This window comes from Citrobacter sp. Cpo089, assembly GCF_030332695.1.
GTDB lineage: Bacteria > Pseudomonadota > Gammaproteobacteria > Enterobacterales > Enterobacteriaceae > Citrobacter > Citrobacter portucalensis.
This window is the reverse complement of sequence record NZ_JAOWHJ010000067.1, coordinates 162,764-177,718: the sequence shown is the minus strand read 5'-3', so window position 1 is coordinate 177,718 and position 14,955 is coordinate 162,764. Positions and strand designations below refer to the sequence as shown.

Annotated in this window: 13 protein-coding genes; 9 read left to right on the top strand and 4 right to left on the bottom strand. The window is 49.7% G+C overall.

The genetic code is table 11. The annotated features are described in order from the left end of the window. Positions 1–240 precede the first annotated feature (240 nt). Positions 241–2,919, bottom strand: a complete 2,679-nt coding sequence (adhE, locus tag OGX92_RS16640; protein WP_003833375.1) for a bifunctional acetaldehyde-CoA/alcohol dehydrogenase — start codon at positions 2,917–2,919, stop codon at positions 241–243. A gap of 487 nt (positions 2,920–3,406) precedes the next feature. On the opposite strand from adhE, the gene ychE reads away from it, so the two are divergent. From ychE to OGX92_RS16605, 7 genes are all read left to right on the top strand, one after another. Next, complete coding sequence (gene ychE, locus OGX92_RS16635) at positions 3,407–4,054, top strand: NAAT family transporter YchE (protein ID WP_003020714.1); 648 nt, start codon at positions 3,407–3,409, stop codon at positions 4,052–4,054. A 771-nt stretch (positions 4,055–4,825) separates the two neighbouring features. Continuing rightward, positions 4,826–6,457, top strand: a complete 1,632-nt coding sequence (oppA, locus tag OGX92_RS16630) for an oligopeptide ABC transporter substrate-binding protein OppA (RefSeq protein WP_191215717.1) — start codon at positions 4,826–4,828, stop codon at positions 6,455–6,457. A gap of 233 nt (positions 6,458–6,690) precedes the next feature. Continuing rightward, positions 6,691–7,611 carry an oligopeptide ABC transporter permease OppB gene (oppB, locus tag OGX92_RS16625; RefSeq protein WP_003020708.1) on the top strand — a complete coding sequence of 307 codons (921 nt, stop codon included), beginning with the start codon at positions 6,691–6,693 and terminating at the stop codon, positions 7,609–7,611. 14 nt (positions 7,612–7,625) lie between these two features. Continuing rightward, positions 7,626–8,534 carry an oligopeptide ABC transporter permease OppC gene (gene oppC, locus OGX92_RS16620; protein WP_003833365.1) on the top strand — a complete coding sequence of 303 codons (909 nt, stop codon included), beginning with the start codon at positions 7,626–7,628 and terminating at the stop codon, positions 8,532–8,534. A gap of 11 nt (positions 8,535–8,545) precedes the next feature. Continuing rightward, positions 8,546–9,559 (top strand): murein tripeptide/oligopeptide ABC transporter ATP-binding protein OppD, encoded by a 1,014-nt coding sequence (gene oppD / locus OGX92_RS16615; protein WP_003833364.1) that lies wholly within the window; start codon positions 8,546–8,548, stop codon positions 9,557–9,559. Then, complete coding sequence (gene oppF, locus OGX92_RS16610; protein WP_003833363.1) at positions 9,556–10,560, top strand: murein tripeptide/oligopeptide ABC transporter ATP-binding protein OppF; 1,005 nt, start codon at positions 9,556–9,558, stop codon at positions 10,558–10,560. The genes oppD and oppF overlap by 4 nt, the downstream gene beginning before the upstream one ends. 45 nt (positions 10,561–10,605) lie before the next feature. Further along, positions 10,606–11,442 carry an ion transporter gene (locus OGX92_RS16605; protein WP_003833361.1) on the top strand — a complete coding sequence of 279 codons (837 nt, stop codon included), beginning with the start codon at positions 10,606–10,608 and terminating at the stop codon, positions 11,440–11,442. A 37-nt stretch (positions 11,443–11,479) separates the two neighbouring features. Here OGX92_RS16605 and OGX92_RS16600 read toward each other — a convergent pair whose 3' ends face one another. Beyond that, positions 11,480–11,809 (bottom strand): HI1450 family dsDNA-mimic protein, encoded by a 330-nt coding sequence (locus OGX92_RS16600; RefSeq protein ID WP_003020691.1) that lies wholly within the window; start codon positions 11,807–11,809, stop codon positions 11,480–11,482. A 34-nt stretch (positions 11,810–11,843) separates the two neighbouring features. Further along, positions 11,844–13,304, bottom strand: a complete 1,461-nt coding sequence (cls, locus tag OGX92_RS16595; protein ID WP_003020687.1) for a cardiolipin synthase — start codon at positions 13,302–13,304, stop codon at positions 11,844–11,846. A 142-nt stretch (positions 13,305–13,446) separates the two neighbouring features. Between cls and OGX92_RS16590 the strand changes: the two genes are divergently transcribed. Beyond that, positions 13,447–13,620: a YciY family protein gene (locus tag OGX92_RS16590; RefSeq protein WP_003020684.1), complete on the top strand. Its 174-nt coding sequence runs from the start codon at positions 13,447–13,449 to the stop codon at positions 13,618–13,620. Between the two features lie 51 nt (positions 13,621–13,671). Here the strand turns inward: OGX92_RS16590 and OGX92_RS16585 are convergent, their stop codons facing one another. Further along, positions 13,672–13,968 (bottom strand): YciI family protein, encoded by a 297-nt coding sequence (locus OGX92_RS16585; RefSeq protein WP_003020675.1) that lies wholly within the window; start codon positions 13,966–13,968, stop codon positions 13,672–13,674. 215 nt (positions 13,969–14,183) lie between these two features. On the opposite strand from OGX92_RS16585, the gene tonB reads away from it, so the two are divergent. Next, entirely contained in the window at positions 14,184–14,912 is a 729-nt protein-coding gene (tonB, locus tag OGX92_RS16580; RefSeq protein ID WP_286586847.1) for a TonB system transport protein TonB, read from the top strand. Positions 14,913–14,955 lie beyond the last annotated feature (43 nt).

Sequence of the window (14,955 nt, the reverse complement as noted above, 5' to 3'; positions counted from 1 at the left end):
CTGTACGCTTCTGAGCGCTTATAAACACAGGGTAGGCCGGAACCTTCGTCAATGTTCTCTACCCTGTCAGACTCTCTTCTGACGGCTAGTCTCACATCTTCCTGAATACATCTCTTACACTGCCATTCTATTCACATGGTTAAATTGTGTATTCCCCGATTTTCATAACACAAGACGAAAAAAAACGGCCCCAATTCAATTGGGACCGTTTATGATGAAACTAAAACTTATCTGAGCAAATTAAGCGGATTTCTTCGCTTTCTTTTCTGCTTTCGGTGCAGCTACTGCTTCAGTCTTAGCGGCGGTTTGACCTTCGCTATACTCACGACCGTAGTAGGTATCCAGCAGGATCTGTTTCAGTTCAGAAATCAGCGGGTAACGTGGGTTAGCACCAGTACACTGGTCGTCAAACGCATCTTCAGACAGTTTGTCCACGTGTGCCAGGAAGTCAGCTTCCTGAACGCCAGCTTCACGGATAGACTTAGGAATACCCAATTCAGCTTTGATTTCTTCCAGCCAGCCCAGCAGTTTCTGGATTTTCGCGGCAGTACGGTCGCCCGGTGCGCTCAGACCCAGATGGTCTGCGATTTCAGCGTAGCGACGGCGTGCCTGCGGACGGTCGTACTGGCTGAATGCAGTCTGTTTAGTCGGGTTGTCGTTCGCGTTATAACGAATAACGTTGCTGATCAGCAGGGCGTTCGCCAGACCGTGAGGAATGTGGAACTGAGAACCCAGTTTGTGCGCCATTGAGTGACATACACCCAGGAAGGCGTTAGCAAACGCGATACCGGCGATAGTTGCTGCACTGTGTACACGCTCACGCGCTACCGGGTTCTTAGAACCTTCATGGTAAGACGCTGGCAGGTTTTCTTTCAGCAATTTCAGCGCTTGCAGAGCCTGACCATCAGAGAACTCAGAAGCCAGTACTGAAACGTAAGCTTCCAGAGCGTGAGTGACGGCATCCAGACCACCGAACGCACACAGTGACTTCGGCATATCCATAACCAGGTTGGCGTCAACAATCGCCATATCCGGAGTCAGCGCGTAGTCTGCCAGCGGGTATTTCTGCCCAGTTGCATCGTCGGTAACGACCGCAAACGGAGTCACTTCAGAACCGGTACCGGAAGTGGTGGTAACTGCAATCATCTTCGCTTTTACGCCCATTTTCGGGAACTTGTAGATACGTTTACGGATGTCCATAAAGCGCAGTGCCAGTTCTTCGAAGTGAGTTTCCGGGTGCTCGTACATAACCCACATGATTTTCGCGGCGTCCATCGGGGAACCACCACCCAGTGCGATGATTACGTCTGGTTTGAAGGAGTTAGCCAGCTCAGCACCTTTGCGAACAACGGTCAGAGTCGGGTCAGCTTCAACTTCAAAGAACACTTCGGTTTCAACGCCAGCAGCTTTCAGAACGGAGGTGATCTGGTCTGCATAACCGTTGTTGAACAGGAAGCGGTCGGTCACGATCAGCGCACGTTTGTGACCATCGGTAATCACTTCATCCAGTGCGATTGGCAGAGAGCCACGACGGAAGTAGATAGATTTCGGAAGTTTGTGCCACAACATGTTTTCAGCTCGCTTAGCAACGGTTTTCTTGTTGATCAGGTGCTTAGGACCAACGTTTTCAGAGATGGAGTTACCACCCCAGGAACCACAACCCAGAGTCAGGGAAGGTGCGAGTTTGAAGTTGTACAGGTCACCGATACCACCCTGAGAAGCTGGGGTGTTGATCAGAATACGTGCGGTTTTCATCATCTGACCGAAGTAAGCAACACGCTCTGGCTGGTTGTCCTGGTCAGTGTACAGGCAAGAGGTATGACCGATACCACCCATCGCAACCAGTTTTTCAGCTTTGATGACTGCGTCTTCGAAGTCCTTCGCACGGTACATTGCCAGCGTCGGAGACAGTTTCTCGTGAGCAAACGGTTCGCTTTCGTCAACAACCTTCACTTCACCGATCAGAATCTTAGTGGTTTCTGGTACGGAGAAGCCTGCCAGTTCAGCAATCTTGTATGCCGGCTGACCAACGATAGCTGCGTTCAGCGCGCCATTTTTCAGGATAACGTCCTGGACTGCTTTCAGCTCTTTGCCCTGCAGCATGTAGCCGCCGTGAGTCGCAAAACGCTCACGTACTGCATCATATACGGAGTCAACCACGACGACAGACTGCTCAGAAGCACAGATTACGCCGTTATCGAAGGTTTTAGACATCAGAACAGATGCAACAGCACGTTTGATATCAGCGGTTTCGTCGATAACAACAGGGGTGTTACCTGCGCCTACGCCGATAGCCGGTTTACCGGAGCTGTATGCCGCTTTAACCATGCCTGGACCACCGGTCGCAAGGATCAGGTTGATGTCCGGGTGGTGCATCAGCGCGTTAGACAGTTCAACGGAAGGTTGATCGATCCAGCCGATCAGATCTTTCGGTGCGCCAGCAGCGATAGCGGCTTGCAGAACGATGTCAGCTGCTTTGTTAGTTGCATCTTTTGCGCGCGGATGCGGAGAGAAGATGATGGCGTTACGGGTCTTCAGGCTGATCAGTGATTTGAAGATCGCAGTAGAGGTAGGGTTAGTGGTTGGAACGATACCGCAGATGATACCAATCGGTTCAGCAATGGTAATGGTACCAAAAGTGTCGTCTTCAGACAGCACACCACAGGTTTTTTCATCTTTGTAAGCGTTGTAAATGTATTCAGAAGCGAAGTGGTTTTTAATCACTTTATCTTCGACAATACCCATGCCGGATTCGGCAACGGCCATTTTCGCGAGAGGAATTCGAGCGTCTGCGGCAGCCAGAGCGGCGGCACGGAAGATTTTGTCAACCTGTTCTTGAGTGAAACTGGCATATTCACGCTGGGCTTTTTTTACGCGCTCTACAAGTGCGTTAAGTTCAGCGACATTAGTAACAGCCATGATGCTCTCCTGATAATGTTAAACTTTTTTAGTAAATCATCTGCTCGATACGAGAGTATAGACAGACCGACGAAAATTTGTGTAATGGTTTGAAAATCAAACGGTTAATTAACGTCCACTTTACTTTGATTTACTAAAAGAGCTTATACGCTAGCGCCTGTTAACTCTAACGCGTTACCTCCAGGTGGCGTAAGCAAGATTACTCACTTCTGAGTAGTAATTGCGTGATCTGGATCAAAAATTCGCAAAGCTGACACCTTTCAGCAGGCCCTTTTAGCGTTTCTCGTTAAGTGTTAATAAATTGGCGTGATGAATGCTAATAACATTAGCATATTTAATACATATTAATAACACTGAGTATTGGTAGCGTATTTACATTGATATACGCAGATAGAAGGTGAAGTATGCTGACAAAAGGCGTATCTTCAGCGCGGATTTTATCAATTTTTATGACTCATTTTATCCGGCTAACGCTTCGGAGCTAACCGTGATCCAAACGCTATTTGATTTTCCTGTCTATTTTAAATTTTTCATTGGGTTATTTGCGTTGGTCAACCCGGTAGGGATCATCCCCGTCTTTATCAGTATGACCAGCTATCAAACTGCCGCAGCACGAAACAAAACCAACCTCACGGCAAACCTTTCTGTCGCAATCATCCTGTGGACTTCGCTGTTTCTTGGTGATGGTATTCTGCAACTCTTTGGCATCTCAATTGACTCGTTCAGGATCGCTGGCGGCATTCTGGTTGTGACTATCGCGATGTCAATGATTAGCGGAAAACTAGGGGAAGATAAACAAAACAAACAGGAAAAATCAGAAACCGCAATTCGTGAAAGTATCGGCGTTGTGCCGTTGGCATTGCCGTTGATGGCGGGGCCGGGGGCGATAAGCTCAACTATTGTTTGGGGTACGCGATATCATAGCGCGATTAACCTGTTTGGCTTTTTTGTAGCGATTGCGTTGTTTGCCCTGTGCTGCTGGGGGCTGTTCCGCATGGCACCATGGTTAGTGCGCCTGTTGGGCCAAACCGGTATCAACGTCATTACGCGTATTATGGGGCTGCTGTTAATGGCTTTGGGTATCGAATTTATCGTTACAGGCATCAAATCCATTTTCCCTGGTTTGCTGGCCTGAAACCTCTCTTCTGTGCAAACGGAGTCGTGTCCGGCTCCGTTTCATTTCATTATCAGTAAAACTTCTCACTAAAGTTGAAAATCAGCAGAGCAATAATAAAAAATGCTGATGATTAACTCTCCTGTTAGTCATTGATTCTAAAGATATAATACGTCTCAGTGCGCCCAGTGAAGACCGATACTGCTGTTATTTTATTAACATCATACTCTGGGGCTTGCTGAAGGATTATCGAAATGTTATTAGTTATTTCAGCCTTTATTTCAGATGAATGTGCTAATTAATAACCAATTGTTAAATTTATGTGCATTTTGACATGGCGTTGACTTCGGACAGGATGGTTAACACCATAGTCGACATAATGTATTGATTTTTGTGAATTTTCCATAACGAATCTTCATTCGTAAGACTTTTTAAGTGAGATTTATTTCCAATAAAAGAGAATTGGTTAACAAATTTGTAAAATGTATTGGCGGTTAAGAAACGCATTTGATACTTTCCGGCCAGATAATATGCAGAAGAATTCACGTTGATGAGAATCATTTGCAGTTAGTTTCTCTCAACAGGGTAATAGCGTGTTTCCGGCAGGGGAGGCACGTAGAGAATCGACGCAAGGCGGTCATACGAATCGCCAGAATAAATAAAGTCGGTGATAGCAAGCAGTAAAACAATAAACCACCTGACGGCAGAAAATCTCCGGTGCCGTACAGGGATCCTGACAGGATTAACAGTCTGGTTAAAAAACCAGCCATAATAATGAGGGAGTACAACACAATGACTAACATCACTAAAAAAAGTTTAGTAGCTGCGGGGATCTTAACTGCGCTAGTCGCTGGAAATGTTGCCACGGCAGCAGTCGTGCCAGCGGGTGTGCAGCTTGCTGAAAAGCAGACTCTGGTGCGCAATAACGGTTCGGAAGTGCAGTCACTCGATCCCCACAAAATCGAAGGTGTACCTGAATCCAACATTAACCGTGACCTGTTTGAAGGTTTATTAATCAGTGATGTCGATGGCAAACCATCGCCTGGCGTGGCTGAAAAATGGGAGAATAAAGATTTTAAAGTCTGGACATTCCATCTGCGTAAAGATGCAAAGTGGTCTGACGGCACGCCTGTTACCGCGCAAGATTTCGTGTATAGCTGGCAACGACTGGCTAACCCAAATACCGCTTCACCGTATGCCAGTTATTTGCAGTACGGTCATATTGTCAATATTGATGATATTATCGCCGGTAAAAAACCGGTCACCGATCTGGGTGTAAAAGCTCTCGACGATCATACTTTTGAAGTTACCCTCAGCGAACCAGTTCCTTATTTCTACAAACTGCTTGTGCACTCCTCCGTTTCACCGGTTCCCAGAGCGGCTGTTGAAAAATTCGGCGAGAAGTGGACCCAGCCCGCTAACATCGTTACTAACGGTGCGTATAAACTGAAAGACTGGGTTGTCAACGAGCGCATTGTGCTTGAGCGTAATACCAACTATTGGGACAACGCCAAAACGGTTATTAACCAGGTAACCTACCTGCCTATTTCTTCTGAAGTGACTGACGTTAACCGCTATCGCAGCGGTGAAATCGACATGACCTATAACAACATGCCGATTGAGTTATTCCAGAAACTGAAAAAAGAGATCCCGAACGAAGTCCACGTTGACCCCTATCTGTGCACCTATTATTACGAAATCAACAACCAGAAAGCACCGTTCAACGATGTTCGTGTTCGTACCGCCCTGAAGCTGGCGTTGGATCGTGACATTATCGTCAATAAAGTGAAAAACCAGGGTGACCTGCCAGCATATAGCTTTACTCCTCCATACACCGATGGTGCGAAACTGGTTGAGCCAGAGTGGTTCAAGTGGTCTCAGGAAAAACGTAATGAAGAAGCGAAGAAACTGCTGGCTGAGGCCGGATATACCGCTGAGAAACCGCTGACCTTTGATCTGCTGTATAACACCTCAGACCTGCATAAGAAGCTGGCTATTGCCGCGGCATCTATCTGGAAGAAAAATCTGGGGGCTAATGTGAAGCTGGAAAACCAGGAATGGAAAACGTTCCTCGATACGCGCCATCAGGGCAACTATGATGTTTCACGTGCGGGCTGGTGTGCGGACTATAACGAACCGACGTCCTTCCTGAATATGGTGCTGTCCGACAGCTCCAATAATACCGTCCACTATAAGAGCCCGGTATTTGATAAGCTGATTGCGGATACGCTGAAAGTGACGGATGAAGCGCAGCGCAGCGAACTGTATTCGAAAGCGGAACAGCAGTTGGATAAAGATTCTGCGATTGTACCGGTTTATTACTATGTTAATGCCCGCCTGGTGAAACCATGGGTTGGCGGATACTCCGGTAAAGACCCGATGGATAATATCCACGTTAAAGACTTGTATATTATCAAGCATTAATGGCAAGACGTGGGGCGATCAAAGTTGCCCCACAGTGTCTTTTTCTTCGAACTATAAATACCTCTTTAGACAAAGAGAGGTATACCCTAAACACTTCACGTTGCAGGAAGGCGGCAACGCAGCGAATCGCCAGGAGCTTACTTAAGTAAGTGACTGGCGTGAGCGAGTAAAGCCAACGCACCTGCAGCTTGAAGTATGACGGGTATAAAGGCACACGCCAGAAGGTACGGGCAATGTTAAAATTTATATTACGTCGCTGTCTGGAAGCGATTCCGACTCTGTTTATTCTTATTACGATTTCATTCTTTATGATGCGCCTTGCGCCCGGAAGCCCATTCACCGGAGAACGCGCGTTACCGCCAGAGGTGCTGGCGAATATCGAAGCGAAATATCATCTTAACGATCCCATCTCGACGCAGTACTTCAGCTATCTGAAACAGCTGGCGCACGGTGATTTTGGACCATCCTTTAAATATAAAGACTACACGGTTAACGACCTCGTTGCCTCGAGCTTTCCGGTTTCTGCGAAGCTGGGTGCGGCAGCCTTTATTCTGGCGGTGCTCGTCGGTGTTAGCGCCGGAGTGATAGCCGCGCTGAAGCAAAATACACGTTGGGACTATACGGTGATGGGGGTGGCTATGACCGGGGTGGTTATCCCCAGTTTCGTGGTCGCTCCCTTATTGGTCATGATATTTGCCATAACCTTGAAATGGCTACCCGGCGGGGGCTGGAACGGCGGGGCGCTGAAATTTATGATCCTGCCGATGGTGGCCTTGTCACTGGCCTACATCGCCAGTATCGCCCGTATTACTCGCGGTTCGATGATTGAAGTACTGCACTCTAACTTTATTCGTACCGCGCGCGCTAAAGGGCTGCCGATGCGGCGGATTATTTTCCGTCATGCGTTAAAACCAGCGCTGTTGCCAGTGCTGTCCTATATGGGACCGGCATTTGTCGGCATTATCACCGGTTCGATGGTTATTGAAACCATTTATGGTTTGCCGGGTATTGGCCAGTTGTTCGTCAATGGGGCGTTAAACCGCGACTATTCGCTGGTTCTTAGTCTGACCATACTGGTGGGTACGCTGACCATCGTGTTTAACGCGATTGTCGATGTGCTGTATGCCGTTATCGACCCGAAAATTCGTTACTGATACTGGAGCTCGCTATGATGTTAAGTAAGAAAAACAGCGAGGCGCTGGAGAATTTCAGTGAAAAGCTGGAGGTCGAAGGCCGTAGCCTGTGGCAGGACGCGCGTCGACGCTTTATGCATAACCGCGCGGCGGTAGCAAGCCTGGTGGTGCTGATAATTATTGCGCTGTTCGTAACGCTGGCACCGATGTTGTCGCAGTTTACCTACTTCGATACCGACTGGGGCATGATGTCCAGTGCGCCGGATACGGAATCAGGCCACTATTTCGGTACTGACTCGTCGGGACGCGACCTGTTGGTGCGTGTGGCAATTGGCGGGCGCATTTCGCTGATGGTCGGCATTGCGGCGGCGTTAGTCGCGGTGGTTGTTGGTACGCTGTACGGTTCTCTGTCGGGCTACCTCGGCGGAAAAATCGACTCGGTGATGATGCGTCTGCTGGAAATCCTCAACTCCTTCCCGTTCATGTTCTTCGTGATCCTGCTGGTCACCTTCTTTGGGCAAAATATTCTGCTGATTTTTGTCGCTATCGGGATGGTCTCCTGGCTGGATATGGCGCGTATCGTGCGTGGGCAAACGCTAAGTCTCAAGCGCAAAGAGTTTATTGAAGCGGCGCAAGTGGGTGGGGTGTCTACCGTGCGTATCGTTATCCGCCATATTGTGCCGAACGTGCTGGGTGTGGTGGTGGTTTACGCTTCATTGCTGGTGCCGAGCATGATCCTATTTGAATCCTTCCTGAGTTTTTTGGGATTAGGTACGCAGGAGCCGTTAAGTAGCTGGGGCGCGTTGCTCAGTGATGGTGCCAACTCTATGGAAGTCTCACCATGGCTGCTGCTGTTCCCGGCTGGTTTCCTGGTGGTCACTTTGTTCTGTTTTAACTTTATTGGCGATGGCCTGCGTGATGCCCTCGACCCGAAAGACCGTTAAGGAGTGCAGCCATGAGTGTAATTGAAACCTCAACCGCGCCGCTCGCGCAACAACAGGCTAACGCACTGCTAAACGTAAAAGATTTGCGTGTGACGTTTGCGACCCCCGACGGCGATGTAACTGCGGTCAACGATTTAAACTTTTCTCTGCGAGCTGGAGAAACGCTGGGTATTGTCGGTGAATCCGGTTCGGGTAAATCGCAAACGGCCTTTGCCCTGATGGGCCTGTTGGCGGCAAATGGTCGTATCGGGGGCTCCGCAACTTTCAACGGGCGTGAAATTCTGAATTTACCGGAACGTGAACTGAACAAACTGCGCGCCGAGCAAATCTCGATGATTTTCCAGGACCCGATGACGTCCCTCAATCCATACATGCGGGTCGGGGAGCAGTTGATGGAAGTTCTGATGCTGCATAAAGGCATGAGCAAAGCGGAAGCTTTTGAAGAGTCAGTCAGAATGCTGGATGCGGTGAAGATGCCGGAAGCGCGTAAGCGTATGAAAATGTATCCGCATGAATTCTCCGGTGGTATGCGTCAGCGCGTAATGATCGCCATGGCACTGTTGTGCAGGCCCAAATTACTGATAGCCGATGAACCGACCACTGCGCTTGATGTAACGGTACAGGCGCAAATTATGACGCTTCTGAATGAACTGAAAAGCGAATTCAACACCGCGATTATCATGATCACCCACGATCTGGGGGTCGTTGCCGGTATTTGCGATAAAGTCCTGGTGATGTACGCCGGACGTACTATGGAATACGGCAGTGCGCGGGATGTCTTTTATAAGCCCGTTCATCCGTATTCGATTGGTTTGCTAAATGCCGTACCTCGTCTGGATGCAGAAGGGGAAGAGATGCTCACTATACCGGGTAACCCACCGAACCTGCTGCGTCTACCAAAAGGCTGTCCATTCCAGCCGCGTTGCCCGCATGCGATGGAAATCTGTAGCAGTGCTCCGCCACTGGAGGAGTTTAGTCCAGGCCGCCTGCGTGCCTGCTTTAAGCCGGTGGAGGAACTGGTATGAATGCGGTGACCGAACAACGTAAAGTGCTCCTTGAGATTGCCGACCTTAAAGTCCATTTTGATATTAAAGATGGCAAACAGTGGTTCTGGCAACCGACTAAAACCCTGAAGGCGGTTGATGGCGTAACCCTGCGACTGTATGAGGGCGAAACCCTGGGCGTGGTCGGTGAATCAGGCTGCGGAAAATCGACCTTTGCCCGTGCGATTATCGGCCTGGTGAAGGCCACCGATGGAAAGGTTGCCTGGCTGGGTAAAGATTTACTGGGCATGAAACCCGATGAGTGGCGGGAAGTACGCAGCGATATCCAGATGATTTTCCAGGATCCTCTGGCATCGTTAAACCCGCGCATGACCATTGGTGAAATCATTGCTGAACCGCTGCGAACTTATCATCCGAATCTTCCTGGTCAGGAAGTCCGCGACCGTGTGAAGGCGATGATGATGAAGGTTGGACTATTGCCTAACCTGATTAACCGCTACCCACATGAGTTTTCCGGTGGCCAGTGTCAGCGTATTGGTATTGCCCGCGCGCTGATCCTCGAACCGAAGTTGATTATCTGCGATGAACCGGTTTCAGCGCTGGATGTATCAATCCAGGCCCAGGTGGTTAATCTTCTGCAACAGCTTCAGCGCGAAATGGGATTATCGTTAATCTTCATTGCTCACGACCTCGCTGTGGTTAAACATATCTCCGACCGTGTGCTGGTTATGTATCTCGGACACGCGGTGGAATTAGGGACCTATGATGAGGTGTACCATAACCCGCTGCATCCTTATACCAAAGCGCTGATGTCTGCGGTGCCAATCCCCGATCCGGATCAGGAAAGGAATAAGGTTATTCAGTTGCTGGAAGGCGAGTTACCGTCCCCGATTAATCCTCCTTCCGGTTGCGTGTTCCGTACGCGCTGCCCGATTGCTGGACCGGAATGCGCAAAAACGCGCCCGGTTCTGGAAGGAAGTTTCCGACATGCAGTTTCCTGCCTGAAAGTAGACCCGCTATAATCCTGAGGGCTGACAAAGGTCAGCCCTTTTTTTGGTGAGGTATCTGTGCCAGGTTTAGTCTCTTCTGTCCGCCGTGCGCTCTATCGCAAATTATTTGATTTAAATACCCGTTCAGGGCGTCGCTTTGAAGGTATGTGTGCACTATTTGCCTTGCTCAGCGTTATCGTTATCTTCATTGAGTCCGGAGTAGGGACGCAATACCATTTAACCTTTGAGGAATGGCGCGTTTTTGTCTGGCTGGAGATCTTTATTACTCTGGTCTTCACCCTCGAATATCTTCTGCGCTTATGTTGCTGGGCCAACCCCGCTAAATATGTGTTCAGCTTCTGGGGGATAATTGACCTTGCCACCATTCTGCCGCTGTATGTGATGTGGCTATGGCCGGAAATCAGTCTGAGCTATGTTTTCGCCTGGCGAGCGATGCGTGTCCTGCGCGTTCTGCGTATTCTCAAGCTGCTGCGCTTTATGCCTTCTCTGCGGGTGTTCTGGAATGCGTTAAAAAGCGCCCGACATCAGCTGATGCTGTTCTATTCCTTTATCGCCATCCTGATGGTGGTTTTTGGCGCGATGATGTATCTGATTGAAGGGCCAAAATATGGGTTTACTACGCTGAATGCGTCGGTGTATTGGGCGATTGTTACTGTAACCACCGTCGGCTATGGCGATATCACGCCACACACACCGTTGGGGCGCATGGTGGCGTCTGTGCTTATCCTGATTGGTTACTCGGTGATTGCAATACCGACGGGATTGATTACCACGCACATGAGCAGTGCGTTCCAGCAGCGCGGGCACCAACGAAAATGTCCGCAGTGCCAGCAGGCGCAGCACGAACATAGTGCGCAATTTTGTAACCGCTGCGGAAGTAAACTACCGGGCTAAAAATGAAAAAAGCTGCGAGAGCAGCTTTTTTGTTTGATTATTCGCGCCAGAGAATATGGCAGAGCTTATGATCTTTTTCGCGACATAATAAAACGCGCGCAAAAATATCGTTAATCTCGCCGTCTTCTGTATCTGCCAGACCAATCACCACCTCGGCAAAGAAGTCAGGGTTCAGGTCAAAATCAACATGCTCCTGCCAATCTTCTGCCGGATCGAACAACTCGGCACCGCCACGCTCTTCAAACTGCAAATTGAACAGAATGATGTCGGCTGGATCCAGATTGTCCGCAGCCAGTTCGAGAAAAATGTCGTAAGCCTGCTCAAGCGTTTCGTCTTCGGTCAGGCGATTGTTCAAATCCATATCCATAATGACTACCTGTTTACTGTCTGATGGGCACGTTTTACAGCAACGGACTAAAGAAGTAAAACAGTCGCTCTGCTATCCGCTGCCAGAGTGGTCGTTTTACCCACAAGCGGGCATCAAGCAGGCGGGAACGCGAAATATAATCATCCTGCACTGCCGCGAGATCGCCACCGAATCCGGCATCATCAATGACCAGCGTGATTTCAAAATTGAGCCACAGGCTGCGCATATCCAGGTTAACCGTCCCGACCAGGCTCAGCTCGCCATCGACCAGTACGCTCTTGGTGTGCAGCAAGCCACCTTCGAACTGATAAATTTTAACGCCAGCTGCCAGCAGCTCGGTGAAAAAGGCCCGGCTTGCCCAGCCAACCAGCAGGGAGTCATTTTTACGTGGAAGAATGATACTGACGTCAACCCCACGCTGCGCTGCCGTGCAGATCGCGTGCAACAGATCGTCGCTGGGGACGAAGTAGGGGGTGGTCATAATTAAATATTCACGCGCTGAATAAGCAGCGGTTAGCAGCGCCTGATGAATCAAATCTTCAGGGAAACCAGGTCCCGAGGCGATAGTGTGAATGGTGTGGCCGCTGGCCTGCTCAAACGGCATGATATTGACGTCTGGTGGCGGAGGCAAAATGCGCTTTCCGGTCTCAATTTCCCAGTCGCAGGAATAGACAATGCCCATAGCAGTGGCGACAGGACCTTCCATTCTCGCCATTAAATCAACCCATTGCCCGACACCCGCATCCTGTTTGAAGAAACGCGGGTCGACCATGTTCATGCTGCCGGTATAAGCAATGTAGTTATCTATCATGATCATTTTGCGGTGCTGACGCAGGTCCATACGGCGTAAAAATACACGCATCAGGTTCACCTTCAGCGCTTCTACAACCTCGATACCTGCGTTACGCATCATCGCCGCCCAAGGGCTGCGAAAGAACGCCACGCTGCCAGCGGAGTCCAGCATCAGGCGACAGTGAATGCCACGTCTCGCGGCAGCCATTAACGACTCGGCTACCTGATCGGCCATACCGCCAGGCTGCCATATGTAGAACACCATTTCGATGTTGTGGCGCGCCAGTTGAATATCACGGATCAGCGCCTGCATCACGTCATCTGAACTGGTGAGCAACTGCAGTTGGTTTCCCTTAACCCCGGCTATTCCCTGACGGCGCTCGCACAGTTTAAATAACGAAGAGGCGACGCTGCTGTTTTCCTGGGCAAAAATATGCTTGCAGGCCTTGAGATCGTTCAGCCATTTGGCCGTTGACGGCCACATTGCCCGGGCGCGTTCGGCACGTCGCTTACCCAGGTGGAGTTCACCAAAGGACAGATAAGCAATGATCCCTACCAATGGCAGAATATAGATGATCAACAGCCAGGCCATTGCGGAGGGCACTGCGCGTCGTTTCATTAGAATGCGTAATGTTACGCCAGCAATGAGTACCCAGTAACCCAGAATGACCAGCCAACTCACCACGGTGTAGAAGGTTGTCATAAATTTAAAAATCCTTTTGAAAGCGTATTGTTAAGAGTTTACGCATCAGGATTAATCTGGCAAATAAAAACAAGGGAAAACCACTGGTCTGCATTCGGTCTGGCGTTATAATGGCCGCTCAGTGACTGAAAGAGTAGTAAACATGAAGCGTAGTAGAACGGAAGTGGGACGCTGGCGGATGCTGCGTCAGGCTAGCCGCCGTAAAGCACGTTGGCTTGAAGGACAATCGCGTCGTAATATGCGTATCCACACTATCAGAAAGTGCATTCTCAACCACCAGCGTAACTCGTTGTTGTTTGCGATCCACAGCATCTGATCCCAAAAGGGCACCGCTGGCGGTGCCCAATGTCTGCTTTGCGTTCTGTTTTTAAAATACTTTCTTGTAAGGTTTTACTGAAACCTGCGCATACACGCCCGCCGCGACATACGGATCGGCTTCCGCCCACGCCTGTGCCGCCTCCAAAGATTCAAATTCGGCAATCACCGTCGAGCCGGTAAAACCCGCCGCACCGGGATCGTTACTATCGACCGCTGGCATGGGGCCCGCCGTGAGCAAACGACCTTCGTCATGAAGGAGTTGCAGGCGAGCCAGATGAGCAGGGCGCACGGAGAGACGTTTTTCGAGAGAGTCTGCAATATCTTGAGCGTAAATAACATACAGCACGGGTAGAGCTCCTTGAACGGTAAAAGTCGTTAATAACGTTATTGGAAAGGCCTAACAACTGCAACGGAAAGATAACTGATATGTTAAGGCCATACTCTGAAAGCGGTTTTTTATCATAAAATCGCGTTTTAAATGTCAGTTACCGCCACGGGCTTATTGAATATGATTGCTATTTGCATTTAAAATCAGGGCCTGGTTTTTTTACTGAAACGATTATGACTTCAATGACCCTTGATTTACCTCGTCGCTTTCCCTGGCCAACGTTACTGTCTGTCGGCATTCATGGTGCCGTAGTGGCTGGTTTGCTGTATACCTCGGTACATCAGGTTATTGAACTGCCTGCGCCAGCGCAGCCGATCTCTGTCACGATGGTCGCGCCTGCCGACCTTGAACCGCCTCAGGCCGTTCAGCCGCCGCCGGAACCCGTTGTCGAGCCTGAACCGGAACCAGAACCGATTCCAGAGCCACCAAAAGAGGCACCGGTGGTGATTGAAAAACCGAAGCCCAAGCCTAAACCGAAGCCAAAACCGGTGAAAAAGGTGGAAGAGCAACCGAAACGCGATGTTAAACCAGCAGAACCGCGCCCGGCCTCCCCACTGGAAAATAGGGCACCTACTCGCACAATGACCAATACCGCGCCGGCAACTACCAGCAAACCGGTGGTCAGTGCGCCATCAGGTCCACGCGCTTTAAGCCGTAATCAGCCTCAGTATCCGGCGCGAGCTCAGGCGCTGCGCATTGAAGGACGGGTAAAGGTCAAATTTAACGTAACGCCGGATGGTCGGGTTGAAAATGTGGAGATCCTGTCTGCGCAGCCTGCCAATATGTTTGAGCGTGAAGTGAAAAATGCGATGCGTAGATGGCGTTATGAGGCAGGTAAACCCGGTTCCGGACTCGTGGTGAATATTGTTTTCAAATTAAACGGCACAACGCAAATCGAGTAAGCATCAGGCCGTCCGGCAATCATCACTCTTGATCATTGCCGGA